The organism is Bartonella sp. AP7XZML (assembly GCF_042195745.1).
Classification (GTDB): Bacteria; Pseudomonadota; Alphaproteobacteria; order Rhizobiales; family Rhizobiaceae; genus Bartonella.
In genome coordinates this window covers 36,738-56,412 of the sequence record NZ_JBHIOT010000062.1, presented here as the reverse complement: position 1 = coordinate 56,412, position 19,675 = coordinate 36,738, and the positions used below count along the sequence as shown (strand labels likewise).

Sequence of the window (19,675 nt, the reverse complement as noted above, 5' to 3'; positions counted from 1 at the left end):
GGTGAGGCCCATTATATTAAAGGGCGTAAAACAAAACAGTCCTTTCAGGGTATTTTAGGTGTACGCTATAGTTTCTAACGACATGGTTATTTTTTGATTGATTTCAATGATAATTTTGATAGGAAGCATTTAAGATTATGAAAGAAGATTCAATATTTATTGAGATTCTGTAGCGTATCTTTATGATGGGATGAGCAATTGCAGGTATTTTTATTAAAGTTTTCTTTATAATTTATTCTATGTTTTTGAGAATTTGTGTAGATTTTTGCAGAGTCACTTGGCAAAGGGCTCCTTGCTCGCTATAGAAATGGCTAGAGAATATTATAAATGAAATAAAGGTGGTTAAATGGCTTTAGAGCGTACTTTTTCGATGATTAAACCAGACGCAACCCGTCGTAATTTGACTGGCGCAATTACTAAAATGCTTGAGGATGCGGAGCTACGTGTTATTGCGTCTAAACGTGTCTGGATGAGCAAACGTGAGGCTGAAAAATTTTATGCTGTTCATAAAGAACGTCCTTTTTTTAGTGAATTGGTTGAATTCATGTCTTCTGGTCCAACCGTTGTACAAGTTTTGGAAGGTGAAAATGCAATAGCTAAAAACCGTGAAGTAATGGGGGCTACGAATCCTAGTGATGCAGAAGAAGGGACAATTCGTAAGGTTCATGCTTTATCGATTGGCGAAAATTCTGTCCATGGATCCGATAGTGCTGAAACGGCAAAAACAGAAATCGCCTTTTGGTTTCCTGAGGTAGAAATTGTTGGTTAATAAAGCGTTTATAATAATAAAGCGTATATAAGAAGCAAAAATCCGAAACACTATATTTCGGTTTTTTGCTTATGAGATTATAGATTTTTTTGAAAGCATATGGAGCATTAATCGTTTTTTTAGCTTTTAATATTGCAGCTGCTTTTACGAAAATATAAAGGCTATTTACTCTTTTCTGAAGAGTTTTTATCTACACGCTACCCTTACTTGTAATGTGCAAAAAAGCATTTTATTGATCTATCATTAATAGATTTAAAATAAATCAATCTTATGCTATTCTCATCTCTTATTTAAGTACAAAAAGATAAATCATCATTATAAAATTCCATACTATTCATAGGATAACGTGTTTTAAACCTGCACGAAAATAATCCCACCCTGTCCACAATGTAAGGAGGGCAGAAATCCACAGCATAGTAATGCCAAACTCTACTGTGTAAGGGAAAATTTTATTACCGGCTGGTCCAGCTAAAAGAAATACAATAGCGATCATCTGTACAAAAGTTTTCCATTTTGCAAGACGAGAGACAGGAACACTAACTTTTAACTCCGCCAAATATTCACGTAATCCTGATACAAGAATTTCTCTGCAAAGAATGATAATAGCTGCCCATAGTGTCCACCCAGCGATGGTACTGTCTGCGGCAAGCAAGAGCAAACAAGCAGAGACGAGAAGTTTATCGGCAATTGGATCTAACATGCGACCAATATTGGATGTTTGTTCCCAAATACGAGCAAGGTAACCGTCAAGAAAATCGGTAATAGATGCAATAATAAAAATAGAAACGGCAATCCAACGTGCGATATCACTTGATTGTAGGCGCCCTTCTAAAAAAAAGCATGCAACAACCATTGGGACTGCAACAATTCGTGCATAAGTTAAAATATTTGGAAAAGAAAAAGTATGATTTTTCATGGAGCCATTTTTAATTCTTGTGAAAGAGAATATATTTCCTAAACGTAACAAGGCGAAGGTTATGAAACAAGCCTATTTTTCATGAAAATGGTTATGAATTTTTTGTGCAATTGTCATAGAAATTCCCGTAACTTTTTTTAAATCTTCAAATGAGGCACTAGCAACAGCTTTGGCACTTCCAAAATGATGAAGCAATGCACGCTTTCTTGTCGGACCAATATTTTCGATTTCATCAAGTGGGTTTTTGAATGTTGCTTTTTTTCGTTTTATCCTATGAGTTCCAATCGCAAAACGGTGTGCTTCATCACGCAGACGTTGCAAAAAGTAGAGGATAGGATCACGTGGAGGAAGTGTAAAGGGAGGAATATCTTTTATAAAAAATCTTTCACGTCCTGCATGACGGTCAACACCTTTGGCGATTCCAACAACTGTGAAGAGATCATTTAATTGTAATTCAGCAAGTATTGCATGTACGCTGTTGATTTGTCCTTCACCACCATCGATTAAGATAAGGTCAGGCCAAATGGGAAAAAGATCATCATCTTTTATGTTATGACTTCTATTTGGCAGATCATGCTCTTTGATAAGGCGTGAAAATCTTCGTTTAATCACTTCTTTCATCATGCCGAAATCATCGCCAGGCGTGATATCTGTTGAGCGAATGTTGAATTTTCGATATTGATTTTTAATAAATCCCATTTGACCAGCAACAATCATAGCCCCTACAGCATTTGTTCCCATGATATGAGAATTGTCATAGACTTCTATCCGGCGTGGAGGAAAAGGCAGTTGGAATGTTTCAGCAAGACCTTGAAGCAATTTTGTGTTGGTGGCTGTTTCAGCAAGCTTATGTTCAAGTGCTTCATGCGCATTGAGATAGGCATGATTAACAAGAGTTTTTCGTTCACCTTGTTTAGGTAAAGAGAGGGATACTTTGTGGTTTGCTTTGAGACTAAACGCTTCTGTAAGAAGTGCCTTTTCTTCAATTTCTTCAGATAAAAGGATGCTTTTGGGAAGTGGTTTATCATCGTAAAATTGGGCAAGAAAACTCGCTAAAATTTCAGTGCGGGAAAAAGAGGGGTCTGCTTTAGGAAAATAGGCACGGTTTCCCCAATTTTGCCCCATGCGAAAAAAGAACACTTGAATACAGGTCATTCCTTCTTTTTGCGCAATTGCAAATACATCCGCTTCTTTTATCGTTTGAGGATTAATACCTTGATGGCTTTGTATGTGAGAAAGGGCGGATAAGCGGTCACGATAGGAAGCTGCTTGTTCAAAATCAAGATTTTCTGCGGCTTTATGCATAGCTTGAACCATATCGTTTTTAATAGATTGATCTTTTCCCGAAAGGAACGCTTTTGCTCCTTTCACCAGTTCTTTATAATCACTGTCACTAATTTCATGAGTACAAGGTGCAGAACATCGCTTAATTTGATAAAGCAAACAGGGGCGTGTACGGTTTTCAAAAACTGAATCAGTACAGGTTCGTAATAAAAAGGCGCGTTGTAAAACATGAACTGTTTGTGTCACTGCACCAGCAGAAGCAAAAGGACCAAAATAGTGAGCTTTTCGTGTTCGAGCACCACGATGTTTGTAAAGTGCAGGCACTCGATGATCATCTGTAATCATAATATAAGGGAAACTTTTATCATCACGCAGGAGTACATTAAAATGTGGATGCAATCTTTTGATGAGATTGGCTTCTAAAAGGAGTGCTTCTGTTTCTGTATGGGTGACGATAAATTCCATATGATATGTTGCACGAATCATGCGGGTAATGCGATTATTGTGTCCTTGTTCACGTGTATAGTTTGAAACACGTTTTTTGAGATTACGGGCTTTGCCAACATAAAGAATATCACCATTTTCACCAATCATCCGGTAAACCCCTGGCTTATGCGGAAGGTGTCTAACAAACTCTTGTATGAACTTGATACCTTGGAACTGATTTTTCTCATTGCTTTGATTGGCATTATGCCATGTAACATTAGAGAGAAAAGAAAGTTTTTCCCGTTCATTTTGCGGACAATTTGTATTATTTTTCAGGACCATTCCGTTTGTTACGAATATGTTGTTTGTTTAATATATGAAATATTCTTTTTTATTAAATAATGATTATTTATGTCTTTATAATTTTTTTCTATAAATAATATCTTATAACATAAGAGTATGATTTTAGAGAGCCGATTTTTCATAAAAAATATGAGTGTTGTTATTCTAAGGCAGCTTTATGAATTTGGCCAATTTATCCATTAAAATGATTGGAATAGGAAATCCATAATGATTAAGAGGATAGGCTTTCTAAAAAAATAATTCACGCTGATCATTATTAGCTTACCATTATAATATGTTAATATTATCCAAAGAATCAAAGAACTTGATCATTTAATGCCTTTGTATTTTACAACATGATATTTGATTTAGGAAAAATATCAGAGAAAGATCTAAAATAATAGATGTTCTTTTTGAAGCCACTTATGCGTTATTTTGGCATTTTCATCTTGTCCCAGACGGTTGATAAGAAAGGGGCTGAGTTTTTTCATTTCTTCTTCCAAAAGGTAGGGAGGGTTAATAATAATCATACCACTTCCATTCATTGTCGGTGGACTTGAACTTTTTCGGATACGCATTTCAAGCTGTAGAATCTTAGGAATTCCGGTTTGATAAAGCGCGTGAAGAAAACTTTCAATTTCTTTGTCATATTTAACAGGATACCATAACGCGTAGATTCCTCCAGAAAAGCGACGATAGGCTTTCGTTAATCCATCAATAAGGCGGGAAAACTCTCCAGCTTTTTCAAAGGGAGGGTCAACAAGGATAAACCCACGTTTTTCTTTTGGTGGTACATGAGCATTTAAGGAAAGCCAACCATCTAAATGCAGAACTTTTGTCTGATAATCTCCTACAAAGTTTTTTGCTAAAATATGATAATCTTCATTGTGCAATTCTATTGCGGTGAGGCGATCTTGTTTCCGTAATAATTGACGAATAAGAACAGGAGATCCAGGATAAAATACAATGTCTTTTTCCCCTTTATTGAGGGCATCAATGATGTCACACCATGGACAAAGGAGTGTTCTTAAATCTTCTGGGATAGGAGTTGAAAAAAGTCGTTGGACACCTTCGCGACACTCTCCTGTTTTATGTGCTTCTAAAGAAGAAAGGTCATAAATACCGATTCCAGCATGCGTATCTATAACGCGAAAAGCTTTTTCTTTGCGTTTGAGATATTCTACAATGCGAGTGACAATAATGTGTTTAAAAACATCAGCAAAATTGCCAGCATGATAAATATGCCGATAATTCATGGAGTAAACTCTATCATATGTATAACTGTACCGGATTATTAGCATAGAATAATAGAATTGATATCCATAAAAATACTCTTGTAGAAATCAAACAATACCCTCACTCCCAAATTATACACTACAGAAAAAATATTAATGTCATCAGAGCATTTATTCACAGAGCTATTTTTATATAATGAGATTAATCGTTAAAATTTTAATTTTTTTATATGAAAGATAGACAAGAAGAGATCAAACATTTCAATAGAGATATTTATGTTGTAAGAGAATTTTTTTTATGACCGCGGACTCTTTCAGGAAAACTATAAAAAAAACTCAATTAACGAGAATATTAGTGAAGTTTGTTGAAAAATTGAAGGGTATCTTTCAAATTCATTCATAAATTTGCTTGTTTAAAGATTAAAGAATTTCAAATGCTTGATAAAAACATTGTTACATTTATAAGTTTTTTAGAAAGCGTAAAATTATGGATAGAGCAATAAAGTGCTGGTGTTATAGTGATGGATTTTTGTAAAAGTGTGAATGAATCTCATTGCTTTAAGCAGAGCCAAAGCTTTACATTATACACGCTAAATGGCTAGGTTATTGTGTATGATGCTAAAATAAAACTTTTGAAAATTGATATGTGCTCTGCAAGCTATCTCAATAAAATGAGGAATTTTAAACTAAAGTAAATAGGTTTATCTATCTCTAACACTGTATTATCGAGCGGCTTTATAAGGTAATCTTATAAAAAAGGCTAGGATAAGAAATTCTTTTTACATGGATTATGCTTCGATGCCATGCTTTTGATTGAATGTAATTTTCTATTCATGCCCATTCTGGTTTCAATACTGAGATAGGTTAAACACATGATATTATGAGAACGCGTGCCCAGAATCCGGAGACTTGTAATAGTTAGGGCATGCAGTGGCTTAGAGAGCTGGTTATATGGAGGTACTTTACTGAATAAAGGCGCAAGCTGGTACCTTTTTTATTTTTTAGCAGTATTGCCATACCTCGTGGCACTTGAGTTGGTTCATAAAGTGCATTTTTACTCTTTCCGCTAATAGTTTTTATTTACACGACAGATATTAATTGAATGCGATGATGGCTCATATTTCGTATTGTATATGAAATAATGGATGATAAAATTCTTACCCCAACGCAAAGAATAAATGTTGTGCGTAAGATGATCGTTTTTGAAGAGACTGATGATGTGTTAAGAAAGTTTTTTAGAGATTTTTCTTTCTGAATTTTTTAATTGAATACGTAAAATGTTTTACAGCATGTTATGATCTTTATCAGTAAAGGATAATTTGACGGAAATGTTTGTAATGATACGTAAAACATTGTGTAAAAGGAGAGACATTAGCTATAGTATTTACAGGAAGATGAGTAACCTAGGAGATCAGATGAAGTTATTTTAGAAAAGTTTTTAAGTGTTTTGAATTTTGTATGAGGCGGTTTATCATTGTTGAATGGTTTGTGTTATAGTACGCTAAAAAGGGATGAGAGGATAAAAAGTTCTTTTGCAATAAAAGCGTGTAATTGTTTTTAAGTTAAGAAGAAAATATACAAGTAAGATATTATTTTGATACATTCTTCAGAGGAAGCATGAATAAATGAAATCAAATTTAAAAGCATAAGTTAGAGAGAGTAATGGGTAATATTTTTTCACCAACGCATTTAATTATAATTTTATTGATTATCTTTGTGCTTTTCGGTCGCGGTAAAATTTCTGAATTAATGGGCGATGTTGCTAAAGGAATTAAAGCCTTCAAAAAAAATATGAAAGAAGAAGATGATAGCATTGAGGATAAAGTTGAAATGGCTCCTACTTCCCAAATGATTGATGTAGAATCTCAACAATCTCAGCCGTTATCGGTAAAACATGCAACAGCGCGCAGAAAGGTTTCTTCTGCTTCTAAAAAAAGCAAAACATCTGTTGCTAAAAAACAGTAACAAAAACGCAATCATCATTGTGCAATATTTTTTGATGAGAAAGTCGAATTAAGAGATGTTTGGGATTGACGGACCAGAGTTTATCGTAATCTTACTTGTTCTCATCATTGTCGTTGGACCAAAAGATTTACCTAAAATATTAAAGACAGTAGCAAAGATAAGAGCGTATATGTATTCAACAGCAAATGAACTTCGTCATCAGTTTGATGATGTAATAAAACAAATCGAGCGCGATAATTTGCAAAAAGTATGTTCGGATATTAGCGATTCAAGCAAGAAGTTGACAGAGATTTTTGATCCCATTCAAAATACATTAGAAGATATCCACGATAATTTGGATGTTAAGGCAACACACCATAAATCAAAAAAAGATAAAGAAATTTTGGAATGCGATCAAAACGTAACCAATAAAGATACGACAGTATCTATTGCTTCTAAAGATAAAGAAGATATGTCATGAATGTTAAGAAAGATGAAGTTGATGCCCATATGGCTCCACTTTTAGAACATTTAATTGAACTTCGTCAGCGAATTATTTCTGCCTTGGTTGCATTTATGATCGCTTTTATGATGTGTTTTCTTGTTAAAGATTATATCTTAAATTTTTTACTATGGCCATATCAGTGGGCAATGAAAATAGCAGGGGGTAACCCTGAGGGTATTCGTTTGCAATCAACGCAAGTATGGGAAACTTTTTTAACGAAGATGAAGCTTTCTGCTTTTGGGGGAATTATTTTATCTTTTCCCTATACGGCTTTTCAGTTTTATAGTTTTATTGCACCAGGGCTTTATAAAAATGAGCGGATGGCTTTTTTACCATTTCTCATTGGGGGGCCTATTTTATTTTGTATTGGGGGAGCGTTTGTTTATGGTCTATTAGCGCCAATAATACTATGGTTTAGCCTTTCTCAACAATTTCTTCCAGATGTTCATTTAAAAATAGAGTTTATAGTGCGTATTTCTGATTATTTGGGCTTTATGACATCATTTATCCTAATTTTTGGTTTGATTTTTCAATTACCTCTTGTCATCAGTCTTTTAACAAAAATTGGATTTTTAACGTCTCATGATTTGGTGTCTAAACGAAAATGGGCTATTTTGCTCTCTTTTATTATTGCGGCAATCATAACGCCGTCGGATTTTTTTACGATGTTTGCAGTGGCTTTACCAACGATAGCACTTTACGAGATTTCAATTTTAATTGCTTACAGTATAGAAAAGAGAAGAAAATCCGCTTAAGAAAAGTGTATAATCTTATGCGATAAGGAATGAATAAAAACAATATAAATGAGGAATTTTTATGCTTGATATTAAGTGGATTCGTGACAATCCTGAGAAATTAGATAAAGCACTCGTAAGTAGAGGTCTTGAGCCACAAGCTGAAAGGTTAATACAACTTGATCTTGCACGTCGGTCGCATATTGCTAAGGTGCAATTGGCGCAGGAACGTCGCAATGCTATTTCAAAGGAAATAGGACAGGCTTTAGCGGTATCGGATCAGCAAATGGCTGAACGTCTTAAAGCTGAAGTTGAAGAGATTAAAGCTTTTCTTTCCTCTGCAACAGTGGAAGAAAAACAGCTGACGGAGAGTCTTGAGAAAATTCTTTCAGCACTTCCAAATATTCCATTAGATGATGTTCCAGAAGGTAAAGATGAAAGTGATAATGTCGTCATTCGACATTTTGGTACACCTCCAACATTTAATTTTACACCAAAGGAACATTTTGATCTTGGTCAAGATCTCAAGCAGATGAATTTTGAACGAGCTAGTCGTTTGTCTGGAACACGTTTTACAGTACTTTCAGGGGCATTAGCACGGCTAGAACGAGCATTAGGCCAATTTATGCTTGATGTGCATGTCAATGAGAATGGTTACACAGAAGTCTCAACACCTCTTCTTGTTCGTGATGAGATTGTTTACGGAGCAGCACAATTACCGAAATTTGCTGAAGACCTTTTTCGTACAACAGATGGTCGATGGCTTATTTCCACAGCAGAAGTGCCATTAACCAATTTGGTCAACGATGAAATTCTTGAAATATCAGATTTACCACTGCGATTTTCTTCTTTATCTCCCTGTTTTCGTTCAGAGGCGGGAGCAGCCGGTCGTGATACGCGCGGTATGTTGCGTCAGCATCAATTTTGGAAAGTTGAAATGGTCTCGATTACCAGTGAAGAGCAGTCTTTAATTGAATTGGAACGTATGACGGAATGTGCAGAAGATATATTAAAGCGGCTTGGTTTGCCTTTTCGCACAGTGGTTCTTTCTACGGGTGATATGGGGTTTGCAGCGCGTAAAACCTATGACATCGAGGTTTGGCTTCCTGGTCAAGAATGTTATCGTGAAATTTCTAGCTGTTCAGTTTGTGGAGATTTTCAAGGTCGTCGTATGAATGCGCGCTATCGTAAAGACGGCGATAAAAAATTGCATTTTGTTCATAGCCTTAATGGTTCTGGTACGGCTGTTGGACGTTGTCTTATTGCAGTACTTGAAAATTATCAACAGGCTGATGGATCAATTATTATTCCAGATGTTTTACAACCTTATATGGGAGGCATGCGCTGTATTACTGCTTAATTTTACGAAAGGAGAGACAATATGCGTTTATTGCCAAGAGGTGATGATACACAGACGCAAGTTTTTGCCATTTTAAAAGAAGCAGTTTGTCAGTATGATAAAAATGTACCTCCATTGGAGATTGAATGATACTATGGGGCAAAAGGGTATTTTACAATTTCGTGAGGAGTTAGCCGCTCTTGTACTGAAAATGCGTAGCAAAGGCATTGATGACGTGCGATTTTTTTCGGCATTAGAGAAAATTCCGCGTCAACAGTTTGTTGCTGCTCCTTGGTTCAATAGTGCTTATGATAATAAAGTTATTCCCCTTGAGTGTGGTGAATATATGGAACGTTTGGAAGAACAACTCTTAATTCTTTCGGCATTATCGTTGAAAAAAAGGCATCGTGTCTTAGAAATTGGTACAGGATCTGGTTTTTGTACTGCTCTTATGGCATGTCTGAGTGACCGTGTGACAACGATTGATCGTTATAAAACGCTTGTTGATTTAGCACGCCAAAAATTTCAAACTTTAGGAATTGAAAATATTGTTATACGGCAGATTGATGGAAGTCATAGCGTGACAGGCTTAGGATCATTTGATCGCATTCTTATTTGGCCATCACGGTTTGATGAACCAAAGGAATTTTTAGAACTTTTAGCTGAAAATGGAATTCTCATTCAGGCGATAGGACCTGACGAAGGGGTACAAACAGTGACGCGCTATACAAAAATTGGTAGTCGATTTGAGTGTTTAGAACTGTTCCAAGTGCGTTACCAACCTTTTATTAAAGGCATTGCGGAGATACTTTAATTTTTAAAAGCTAAGAAGTTTCTGCGAATTGTCTACGTTAAATTCATTTTGATCTTATATAAAGATATTTATGAATAAAACATCTCATTTTAACTCTTCGGTAATTTAAAAAAGCTTTAATGGAGTGAGTTGATTATTGATGAGTGAGCAAAACGATGTGTCTAAAAGCTTTGGATAATATTTTCCAGCATAATTTTCAGAGAATAACTTTGTTAGCGGTGGTAACTATTGTTGCTGGTTGTAGTTCTGGTACACAGCGTTTTTCCAATACGTTCTCTCATCGTACGGTATCATCTCAATCAAATATATCAAACACTATGTATACAGACCCGCGAATGCTATCATACGGTAGTGGTATGATACAAAGCACTGAATTGCCACCTGTGGAATCAGGTGATGATTCGTGGGGAGATGATAATTCCCCCTATAATTTTCCACATCAAGATAGGATAACTTCTTCTGATGGTCGCGTTATGGGCTCCCCTCCACGTAATCTTGGAACACTTTCTCGTTCACAAATGGATAAATCTCCTATTTTTCGGCGGAATTCTTATATTGTCCAGAGTGGAGATACACTGCTCAGTATTGCACGACAAGTAGGGGTTAGTGTTGAGGCATTAAAATTAGCAAATGGTATAAACAGCAATTCCATTTATATCGGTCAGGTCCTTGTTGTTCCAAGCAGGCGTACATTAGCAGCTTCAAATGCACACAATAATAACGATTGGGCAGTGTCAACAACAGAATCTGCATCCCAATTTCAAGTGATGTCCTCTATAAAAAACAAGAAGTCCTCTCCTATATATAAAGCTCCTGTAACAACGCCACCCTCTGCAAAGATGAACAAATCAAGTTCTGAGAAAAATTTTTCTAAACAGATGACGCAATTGAAACATGAGACTGGTTTGTCAAGTACTGTTACGAATACAGATAATATGACGACTCCGCAAGCCACAGGAATTTCTAAGATGCGTTGGCCAGTACGAGGGCGTTTATTAAGCCAGTTCGGTCAAAAAAAGGGAACAGTAATGAATCGAGGAATAGATATTGCAGTGCCTGAAGGGTCTTCGGTAAAGGCGGCAGAAAATGGTGTGGTTATTTATGCGGGAGATGGACTAAAAGAGCTTGGTAATGTTGTGATGATTCGACATGAAAATGATATTATCACTATTTATGGATGTAATAGTAAGCTTGTTGTTAACAAAGGACAAAGGATAAGGCGCGGTGATGAGATTGCTAAATCTGGTGTTTCAGGAAATGTTAAAACGCCACGTGTCTATTTTGAGATGCGTAAGAATTCATTACCTGTTGATCCCCTTAAATATTTAGAAAACTAATTTATTGATGACTTTTACATTTGAATAGTCTTACAGTTTATAGAAAATTCATGAAAAACAATTGATTTTCTTAAATCAATAACATTGCAGCAAAAAATCATTGGTTTCAGGAAAGTAGTTCGTTGGGGTCGTTAGATATTACCATCTTTGTATTTATGAAAGTGTAAGACAATAGTATCATACTATTTGTCAGCTTTGAGTGTTCCAATTGCTCTTGCATTTGAGAGAAGCATGAAAAAAATATTTCACGCCTTTCTTAAAAAGTTTTTATCTACAGGCTCATTTCATATGTGTGACGTGCAAGAAAATCGTTTTGATTAATTCAGAAGGTTTGAAATAAGAGCGTTTTATTGTATTTAGATCTGTCGTTCGATATCAAAAACGATAAATTATCTATATAAATTAAAGTTTGTTCATTAGAAAAATTATCTTGTATAATTTATTGAGTTAGTGAAAAGATTTATATTGTAGGATATACAATAGGGGAAAGTGAATCTATTTTTTAAGATTTTTCTCATTGTATTTTGGTATTCTGCCTCTTAAGGATTTATTGTATTTTTGTAAAGCTGTGATTAGATTATGTAGTTATTGCTTTTTATGATAAATTCTTTAGGAATTTTTTCTGTATCGGAATTTCATTTTAATAGAGTGGGAAATACCTGAGGTTTAACTATAGGAGATAAAAATGTTTATTACGAACGCTTATGCTCAAGTTGCAGGCGATGTTTCCGGTGGAATTTCATTTGCTAACGCTGTCCCATTCATTTTAATTTTTGCAATTATGTATTTTTTTATCATTCGTCCACAGCGTGCCCAAATGAAAAAACGCCAAGAAATGCTTAATGCAGTACGTCGTGGTGATACAGTTATAACGGGTGGTGGTATTATCGGCAAGGTTACGAAGGTTCACGACGAGAGTGGTGAATTAGAGGTTGAAATTGGTGAGAGTATGAATATTCGTGTTATTCGCTCAACATTAGCTGATGTGCGTGTTAAAGGTGAGCCGGTTGCAGAAAAAAAATCAAAACTTAATGCTAAAGCAAAAACACCACAAAAGTCTAAATCTAAAACGACAACGAAAGAAGATATGAGTATCTCTGAAGAGAAAAAAGCTATATCAAAGGAAAATGCATCTTAAGGTGTAATGGCAGTTTATTACATTTTTTAAGCATTTTTGTAAAAAGCTTGGCAAGATCAAGACAATTTCATTGGAAAAGGGGCTTTTATAGTGGCTACAGAAAATGGAGTTTTTGTTTTCTTTAGATTATTAAAATAGTTGCTTTATTTATAGAATATTACGCAATTTTTTTCTGTTTTTTAAATAAGATCATTGTTTTTATAAAAAGAAATTTGTGAGTAAATAAGCTGAGGAAACTTTTTAAAAGATAGATTTATTGAAGCAGGTATAGCAATTTATCGCGATTTATTACCAAATTTTCCTATATTTGTTGTATGAGAAGATTAGGGTGTTATATAAAAATTTTCACTTCAGTACTAGGTTATGGTTAACATATCAATGTTTATATCAGCCTTACTTTAATTTTTATGGTGAGAAGTAGCAAAGACAATTGGATTATTCAAAAATAAAAGGTGCTTATTCATGTTCGATGCAATTCAAATTCGTGAAGCACATTTTCCAAGTCGCGCACCTATTGATGCTTATGGAAATGGTGGGTTTCGTTTTGCTGATATGTCTCATAGAGGTTCTATTATTTGTGTACCATCAGGTATTTATGGCATTGACATGGCAGGGCCTATTCCCACTCAAGGGGATATATCTCGTATTTTAGAAGAAGCTTCTGAAATCGAAGTTTTATTAATAGGTACTGGAATTGAATTATTACGATTACCTGAAGAGTTACGGGTGCTTTTAGGGGAAAAACGTATTTCATCAGATACAATGAGTACGGGAGCGGCGGTGCGTACATTTAATGTTTTATTGGCTGAAGATCGCGCTGTTGCGGCGTTATTATTTGCGGTAGAATAGAGTATTGTTTAATAAAACAAATGCTCTCGTCTAGTATGAAAGACTTGTGCGATTATTTTTCTGCGCCGTAAAGTACCGTCGTTTAAGGCGGTGATATAAGGGTATAGAATATACATAACTTAACATATTAAAGTGTTTTTAAATACAGCGGCAAGTATTTAGGACAAAGCTTGCTCGTCGTTCCTAATGAATCACATGAGTGATCAACTCTTGGCACTTGAGACAGTTCATAAGAGGCATTTTTAATTCTTTCTTATACAGTTGTTACCTACAAGCCAGTTACGCTTGGGACGTGCAAGGGAATGGTTTTTATTAATTTAACATGGAATTGGTTTGAAATGAAAGCATATCTACGATATTTGGGATTCTAATTTAACATACAAAACAACAAATTATGATTATAAATAAATGTATTGATAGTAACAGAAACTCACCGAGAGCAATTGGACTTTTTACAAATTGGTATTGGTAAGAACCTTTGTCTTTTAGGATGGGGAGGAGGTCAATGAGTTGATGAAGTTTTTGTGATCAGTGTATTTTTTATAAAATAACATTGTCATCTATCCACTGAAAAAGTGTTTTTCGTTGTTTGTTGTTCAAGTTTTACTATGCATGTTACGATTGTTTTTTAGCTTTTTTACTGCAAATGAAAACTTGAAGTCCTATAAGATAAGTTTTATCAGAAAAATTATTTATTTAATTTTTTTCTTTCTAAAACGAAAAGTGACTAGAAAAGAAAATTTAATTCACAATACAGTTAAGAGACACATTTAAAAATCTTATTTTCTGAACTGTATTTGCTTATCCTTCATTTTTTAATATGAATAAAAAGAGGATATTAATTTAATTGCTAAAAAAGGGACGTTAATAGGTTCATAGAATGATAGGCTCTCTTTCTTATTGTCTTGATATTTTACGTACCATAGATCGTGATCGCTATATATCGGTTTTATTTGCGCCTAAAAAAAAGCGCCAAGCATTGGCTGCTCTTTATGTATTTAATGCTGAAATTTCTCGTATTCGCGAAAGTGTACATGATCCACTCATAGGAGAAATACGGTTACGTTGGTGGTATGATGCTATTGCTCATGGTGAAATGCAAACGAGTGGAAACAATCCGATTTTGAATGATTTATTAAAAGCAATGACTCTTTTTAATTTACCTAAGACAGCTTTTTTACGTTATTGTGATGCGCAAATTTTAGATCTTTATCACAATCCAATAGAAACACTTCATGATCTAGAGCATTATTGTGGTGAGACAGCAGGCATAATTTTACAGCTTTCTTGTCAGATATTAGATCCTGAAACTGCACAAGAGTTTACAGATATCTATGAACATGGAGGGATTTCTCAAGGATTAAGCGGTGTATTGCGTCTTTTATCATTCATGCAATCACGATATCAATATTATTTACCTACTGATATATTAAAGGCTGTAGGAGTGAATAGGGAAGATTTGGAATCTCATCGTCTCAGTGATCAACAAAAGGGTCGTATTGTTGAAGCTATGGTAGCATTATCACGCGATCATTATACCCAATTTTACGAGTATTCTTGTACTTTACCTAGAATTCTTAAGCCAGCTTTTCTTCCATTGGTCATTGTACCGGCTTCTCTTCAAAAAGCTATACAGCTGGGGGCAGCAATTTTTCAAGAGAGTGCAACTTTGCCATTGATATATCGTTATTGGTTGATAACAAGGGCAGCAATAAGCGGCAATTTTCCAAAGATACTGTAAAAGAATATTACTACGTTGGAATGCGTAACATGGAGACTGATTTTCTCATATGAAGATAAAAGGAGCCATTGTGATTCCAAACCATTTTTTTGTTATAAAAAATGTTGATGTTTTGGTTGTTATGAACGCAAAAGAATAAGAAATTTTATGATCTTAAAAATACAGTGTATTTCTTCATCAGTAATATGTTTTATACAGTGTATTGGATGGGTGAGATGCAGAGAAAGAAAAACATGAGATAAATCTTAATACATTGGTTTGTTTGATGAAGAACTTTTAAGTACTCTGAATGTATTGATTGTAGCTCATTTGCAAATGAAATAAAATTTCTATTTTATGAGAGAAGTTATCTTAGCAGTCTATAAGTCTATAAAAAACTCTTATTTTTGAGAAATTATAACATCATAATTGATGACTGTTATGATTTATGAATATATTGATTTATAATGATAATTTGTTTTTTCTCATATTGAATGAGAGTCTTGAATAGAAAAAGATTTCTCCATTTTTATAATGAATTTTAAAAATAGTTTTTTTGTATATTATAAGTTTGGTGTGTAAATGAAATCATTTAAGGAAGAAGCAATATGCTCCTTATGAATGATATTAAGAGTAGTAATATGATGCGCTATAAATGAGTGACGATAGGGATGATATTTATAGCTTAATGGGCGACAACCTTTACAACCTTTGGATGAATAATATTTTTTAATGCGTTGCAAAAACGACTCTACATTCCATTGACTATTTTCTCGCAAATCCATACATGCACTGATTTGCGAGAGAATGAATCATTATACAAATGTTTGATCCTAAGATATGCAAACAAGAGATCTATCTTACCTCTTCAACTATAGACGAAGAGCTGACGGAAACTTTATCAAATAAGTTCTTTAAATTATGTAAAATCTTTTTATTGGAGAGCGTTAAAGATCTGATTATAATTTGTGCTATTAATTTCCAAAGGATGTTCTTTATTGGCAACTTGTAGCATTTCTAGCTTGAGATCTTCTCTTATCATCATATCTATATTGGTGCGGACTTCAGTTGAAAGAGTATGAGACGTGATATCTTTAGGCATGGTTACAGTCTTTATTTGATAAATGATACGGTTTGTTGCAACCGGACCTTTTATGATGCCATAATGACCTTTGGGAGCGGAAAATAATGCTTTAATGCCTTCAACGCCAAGGGTTTCAGATGAGTCTTGACGCCGGAGGGTTGGTGTTGTTTGTTTTGTAACACCAAGGGTATGAGCAAGAGCAACAAGACTTTTTCCTTCCGTGAGCTGTTTGAGAGCATTTTGGGCTTTTTCATCAAGAAGACGTTGGATTTCCTCATTTTTCCATTGAGAAAGAACATCTAGCTTAGCCTCTTCAAGTGTCTTATCGCGGGCAGGAATAATTTTATCGACCTTGTACCAGAGATATCCACCATTTTGAAAAGAGAGAGGATCAAGATCGACTCCTTCGTTTGATTGATAGATGGCATTCAGTAAAATATCTTTTTGAGGTAAATCCGTGAGTATTGCACCTTCAAACGTTTTTCCCGTTTTATCAATAGTAATTGTGCGCAAAGATAACTTGTATTGGTCAGCTAACTCTTTGAGAGAAGCTCCCTCAAAACGAGCATTTTCAATGGCAGCATAATTGTTACGGATATCATCAGTAGCACGATTTTTGGCAAGTGTTTGGCGAATATTTTCTTCTACACTTTCAAAAGGAAGAGAGCTTGAAGGTTCAATATGCGTAACGCGAATGAGAACAGGTCCCTGTAAGTCATTTATCACAGGACTGACTTGGCCTTGTTGAAGTTCAAAAATTTCAGATGTCAGATGATTAGGAAGTTCATTTTCTGCGAGAGGACCTTTTTTTATGTCATTAAGAGTCTTTTTTTCAGCTTTTACCAGTTCATCAAAACTCAATCCATCAGCTATTTTTTTTGCTGCATTATCGGCTTCTTCGCGTGAGGGGAATCGCAGTTCTTCGAATGTACGCTTTTCAGGCGTTACAAAACGTGAAGCATTTTGTGTATAATAGGCTTTCGCCTCATCTGTTGAGATATCTTTAGGTTTTACAAAATCATTAAGTTCCATAGATAGCAAAGAGACAGTACGGTATTCTGGAGCACGAAATTGACTTTGATGTGTTTCAAACCATTTTTGTAATGTTTCGTAATCAGGATCAGCAATTGTTTCCTTTTCTTTTAGATCAATAACGAGATAATCAGCAATACGCATTTCTCCTTGATAAAGAGTAAGTGCTTTATAAAAGAGATTTGGTGCCTTCATATCAGAAAGTAAAGCAGCAATAAGCTGATTACGCTTTTCTTGTTTGGTGTAATAATTAAGAAAAGCACTTTCACTAATACGTAAATGCTGAAGATAGTTATAAAACAAGTTTTTATCAAAAGTGCCATTTACCTGGAACATCTTATCAGAACCAATCGTATGAGCTATTGTATCTTTTGAAAGACTTATTTTCATTTTACGTGCTTGTTCATCAAGCAGTACATTTTGTTGTAATTGATTAAATACAAAAGCAGGAATTTGGTATTGCTGCATTTCATTTGTTGTAAACATTCGTCCAAGATGAGCAGCATATGCTAAACGTGCGCTTTGATCGGCGAGTGCAAGACGATAATCATCGACAGTTACTGTGGACTTTCCAGAAGTAATAAGATCTCTTTCACTTTTTTTGTGTAACTGCGGTACCCCCCATAAAAGAATGAAGCATAAGAGTAAAATAGCAAGGAAAATTCTAAAAATCCAAGAATTTGTAGCATTTCTTATGATGTCAAGCATTGTTCAAGTCCATTTTTAATGTGAGTTATTATCAAAGCTGTAATGGAATTTGCAATAAAGAGATGAAAGATGCAAGCTTTAAAGACTTGCTTTCATTTTATAATTTGGTAACTACAGATAAACAATGTATTGTAAAAGCTCTTGAGGTGAAAATATGTCTCAAAATATTCGGCCTTTTCTTGCTGGAAATTGGAAAATGAATGGAACGAGTGAATCGCTTGGAGAGTTGCGTGCTATTGCTACAGGCGTTAGCTCTGATCTAGGTCATCTTTTTGAGGCGCTTATTTGTGTTCCAGCAACGCTTTTATCGCGTGCTTCTAATACGCTGAATGGTGAAAATCTCCTTTTGGGAGGACAAAATTGTCACTTTGATGATCATGGTCCTTATACTGGAGATATTTCAGCTTTTATGCTTAAAGAAGCGGGAGCAAGTCATGTTATTATTGGGCATTCAGAACGTCGTACAGTGTACCAGGAAAATGATGCGATTGTCTGTGCCAAAGTGCAAGCTGCGTGGCGAGCAGGTCTTGTGGCTCTTGTATGTATTGGTGAAACATTGGAGGAGCGTAATAATAATAAAGTACTGGATATTCTCACGCAGCAGCTTGAAGAATCTCTCCCAGATGATGCAACAGCAGAGAATACCATTATCGCTTATGAACCAGTTTGGGCGATAGGCACCGGCAACACAGCGACTCCAGAAGATATTGCAAAAGTACATCATTTCATTCGTGATAGGGTGCGCTCTCGTTTTGGTGATGAAGGCAATAAGATACGTTTGCTTTATGGTGGATCCGTAAAACCATCCAATGCATTTGAGCTTTTAAGCATTGCTCATGTTAATGGTGCTTTGATAGGTGGAGCAAGCTTAAAAGCGATTGATTTTTTAACTATTTGCGATGTTTGTCGTAAACTATAGCAGAGAAATTTGAGTTTCCCCTTGGATTGTGCGTTATTTATGTGTAAATAGCTATTAAAGAGTTATTTGAAGAGCAGGGTTTATGCAAACAGTACTTATAGTTATTCATTTTTTGATTGTGATTACTTTGGTTGGTGTTATATTAATTCAACCTTCAGAAGGTGGTGGGCTAGGTGTGAGTAATAGCTCAGGGTTGATGAAAACTCGTGGATCTCGAAACCCTTTAACACGTTTGACTGCTATTTTAGCCTGTTGTTTTTTTGTTGTGTCTATTGGACTTACCGTGGTGAGTAATATATCAAATTCTAGTTCTGATATTTTAAAGCGTATACCGGTTAATTCAGAACAGAATTCTACCAATAAAGACTCAGGATCAGTCCCATCAACAGATGGTGAGTCTTCCCCTTCTATTCTTGAACAGCTAGGAGGCACTTCGAATTCTTCGCAGGAACAGAAACAGTCCACAAATCCTGAAGTAGAAAGTCCAGTTCCTCAGGTTCTTGAAAATACAGTTCCCGATAACAGTACAAAATAGTTTTTTAAGAAAACATAGACTTTTTAAAAAAGGTGATTTTTTTCG

At 35.0% G+C, this 19,675-nt stretch carries 16 protein-coding genes; 12 read left to right on the top strand and 4 right to left on the bottom strand.

Annotated features, from left to right (window positions below; all coding sequences use genetic code 11):
- The first annotated feature begins 346 nt into the window (after positions 1–346).
- On the top strand, positions 347–769 hold the full coding sequence (gene ndk / locus ACFILT_RS04680; RefSeq protein WP_375612918.1) for a nucleoside-diphosphate kinase: 423 nt from the start codon (positions 347–349) through the stop codon (positions 767–769).
- Positions 770–1,103: 334 nt separating this feature from the next.
- On the opposite strand, the gene pgsA is transcribed toward ndk, so the two are convergent.
- From pgsA to ACFILT_RS04665, 3 genes are all read right to left on the bottom strand, one after another.
- On the bottom strand, positions 1,104–1,685 hold the full coding sequence (pgsA, locus tag ACFILT_RS04675) for a CDP-diacylglycerol--glycerol-3-phosphate 3-phosphatidyltransferase (RefSeq protein ID WP_375679663.1): 582 nt from the start codon (positions 1,683–1,685) through the stop codon (positions 1,104–1,106).
- Between the two features lie 72 nt (positions 1,686–1,757).
- Positions 1,758–3,737, bottom strand: coding sequence for an excinuclease ABC subunit UvrC (gene uvrC / locus ACFILT_RS04670; RefSeq protein WP_375679117.1), 1,980 nt, complete (start codon positions 3,735–3,737; stop codon positions 1,758–1,760).
- A gap of 392 nt (positions 3,738–4,129) precedes the next feature.
- Positions 4,130–4,993, bottom strand: a complete 864-nt coding sequence (locus ACFILT_RS04665) for a 23S rRNA (adenine(2030)-N(6))-methyltransferase RlmJ (RefSeq protein ID WP_375679118.1) — start codon at positions 4,991–4,993, stop codon at positions 4,130–4,132.
- A gap of 1,641 nt (positions 4,994–6,634) precedes the next feature.
- On the opposite strand from ACFILT_RS04665, the gene tatA reads away from it, so the two are divergent.
- From tatA to ACFILT_RS04620, 9 genes are all read left to right on the top strand, one after another.
- Positions 6,635–6,937 carry a twin-arginine translocase TatA/TatE family subunit gene (gene tatA, locus ACFILT_RS04660; protein ID WP_375612915.1) on the top strand — a complete coding sequence of 101 codons (303 nt, stop codon included), beginning with the start codon at positions 6,635–6,637 and terminating at the stop codon, positions 6,935–6,937.
- Positions 6,938–6,992: 55 nt separating this feature from the next.
- Positions 6,993–7,397 (top strand): twin-arginine translocase subunit TatB, encoded by a 405-nt coding sequence (locus ACFILT_RS04655; RefSeq protein ID WP_375679662.1) that lies wholly within the window; start codon positions 6,993–6,995, stop codon positions 7,395–7,397.
- Positions 7,394–8,176 (top strand): twin-arginine translocase subunit TatC, encoded by a 783-nt coding sequence (tatC, locus tag ACFILT_RS04650; RefSeq protein ID WP_375679120.1) that lies wholly within the window; start codon positions 7,394–7,396, stop codon positions 8,174–8,176. The genes ACFILT_RS04655 and tatC overlap by 4 nt, the downstream gene beginning before the upstream one ends.
- A gap of 61 nt (positions 8,177–8,237) precedes the next feature.
- Positions 8,238–9,515 carry a serine--tRNA ligase gene (gene serS, locus ACFILT_RS04645; protein WP_375679121.1) on the top strand — a complete coding sequence of 426 codons (1,278 nt, stop codon included), beginning with the start codon at positions 8,238–8,240 and terminating at the stop codon, positions 9,513–9,515.
- Between the two features lie 133 nt (positions 9,516–9,648).
- Positions 9,649–10,308, top strand: a complete 660-nt coding sequence (locus ACFILT_RS04640; protein WP_273791164.1) for a protein-L-isoaspartate(D-aspartate) O-methyltransferase — start codon at positions 9,649–9,651, stop codon at positions 10,306–10,308.
- Positions 10,309–10,463: 155 nt separating this feature from the next.
- A complete protein-coding gene (locus tag ACFILT_RS04635; RefSeq protein WP_375679661.1) occupies positions 10,464–11,645 on the top strand; it encodes a peptidoglycan DD-metalloendopeptidase family protein in 1,182 nt (393 codons plus the stop codon).
- Positions 11,646–12,330: 685 nt separating this feature from the next.
- Entirely contained in the window at positions 12,331–12,783 is a 453-nt protein-coding gene (gene yajC, locus ACFILT_RS04630; protein ID WP_375679124.1) for a preprotein translocase subunit YajC, read from the top strand.
- Between the two features lie 462 nt (positions 12,784–13,245).
- Positions 13,246–13,632, top strand: coding sequence for an Mth938-like domain-containing protein (locus ACFILT_RS04625; protein ID WP_375643084.1), 387 nt, complete (start codon positions 13,246–13,248; stop codon positions 13,630–13,632).
- An 880-nt stretch (positions 13,633–14,512) separates the two neighbouring features.
- Positions 14,513–15,373: a phytoene/squalene synthase family protein gene (locus ACFILT_RS04620; RefSeq protein ID WP_375643083.1), complete on the top strand. Its 861-nt coding sequence runs from the start codon at positions 14,513–14,515 to the stop codon at positions 15,371–15,373.
- Positions 15,374–16,286: 913 nt separating this feature from the next.
- Here the strand turns inward: ACFILT_RS04620 and ACFILT_RS04615 are convergent.
- Entirely contained in the window at positions 16,287–18,176 is a 1,890-nt protein-coding gene (locus ACFILT_RS04615; RefSeq protein WP_375679125.1) for a peptidyl-prolyl cis-trans isomerase, read from the bottom strand.
- A gap of 154 nt (positions 18,177–18,330) precedes the next feature.
- Between ACFILT_RS04615 and tpiA the strand changes: the two genes are divergently transcribed.
- Both tpiA and secG read left to right on the top strand, forming a co-directional pair.
- On the top strand, positions 18,331–19,095 hold the full coding sequence (tpiA, locus tag ACFILT_RS04610) for a triose-phosphate isomerase (protein ID WP_375612907.1): 765 nt from the start codon (positions 18,331–18,333) through the stop codon (positions 19,093–19,095).
- A gap of 82 nt (positions 19,096–19,177) precedes the next feature.
- Positions 19,178–19,630, top strand: coding sequence for a preprotein translocase subunit SecG (secG, locus tag ACFILT_RS04605; RefSeq protein WP_375679127.1), 453 nt, complete (start codon positions 19,178–19,180; stop codon positions 19,628–19,630).
- Positions 19,631–19,675: the final 45 nt, after the last annotated feature.

Bases quoted from the DNA above. Each gene is read 5' to 3' on its own strand.
- ndk (WP_375612918.1), top strand. From the start codon at position 347: ATGGCTTTAGAGCGTACTTTTTCGATGATTAAACCAGACGCAACCCGT.
- pgsA (WP_375679663.1), bottom strand. From the start codon at position 1,685: ATGAAAAATCATACTTTTTCTTTTCCAAATATTTTAACTTATGCACGA.
- uvrC (WP_375679117.1), bottom strand. From the start codon at position 3,737: ATGGTCCTGAAAAATAATACAAATTGTCCGCAAAATGAACGGGAAAAA.
- ACFILT_RS04665 (WP_375679118.1), bottom strand. From the start codon at position 4,993: ATGAATTATCGGCATATTTATCATGCTGGCAATTTTGCTGATGTTTTT.
- tatA (WP_375612915.1), top strand. From the start codon at position 6,635: ATGGGTAATATTTTTTCACCAACGCATTTAATTATAATTTTATTGATT.
- ACFILT_RS04655 (WP_375679662.1), top strand. From the start codon at position 6,993: ATGTTTGGGATTGACGGACCAGAGTTTATCGTAATCTTACTTGTTCTC.
- tatC (WP_375679120.1), top strand. From the start codon at position 7,394: ATGAATGTTAAGAAAGATGAAGTTGATGCCCATATGGCTCCACTTTTA.
- serS (WP_375679121.1), top strand. From the start codon at position 8,238: ATGCTTGATATTAAGTGGATTCGTGACAATCCTGAGAAATTAGATAAA.
- ACFILT_RS04640 (WP_273791164.1), top strand. From the start codon at position 9,649: ATGGGGCAAAAGGGTATTTTACAATTTCGTGAGGAGTTAGCCGCTCTT.
- ACFILT_RS04635 (WP_375679661.1), top strand. From the start codon at position 10,464: ATGTGTCTAAAAGCTTTGGATAATATTTTCCAGCATAATTTTCAGAGA.
- yajC (WP_375679124.1), top strand. From the start codon at position 12,331: ATGTTTATTACGAACGCTTATGCTCAAGTTGCAGGCGATGTTTCCGGT.
- ACFILT_RS04625 (WP_375643084.1), top strand. From the start codon at position 13,246: ATGTTCGATGCAATTCAAATTCGTGAAGCACATTTTCCAAGTCGCGCA.
- ACFILT_RS04620 (WP_375643083.1), top strand. From the start codon at position 14,513: ATGATAGGCTCTCTTTCTTATTGTCTTGATATTTTACGTACCATAGAT.
- ACFILT_RS04615 (WP_375679125.1), bottom strand. From the start codon at position 18,176: ATGCTTGACATCATAAGAAATGCTACAAATTCTTGGATTTTTAGAATT.
- tpiA (WP_375612907.1), top strand. From the start codon at position 18,331: ATGTCTCAAAATATTCGGCCTTTTCTTGCTGGAAATTGGAAAATGAAT.
- secG (WP_375679127.1), top strand. From the start codon at position 19,178: ATGCAAACAGTACTTATAGTTATTCATTTTTTGATTGTGATTACTTTG.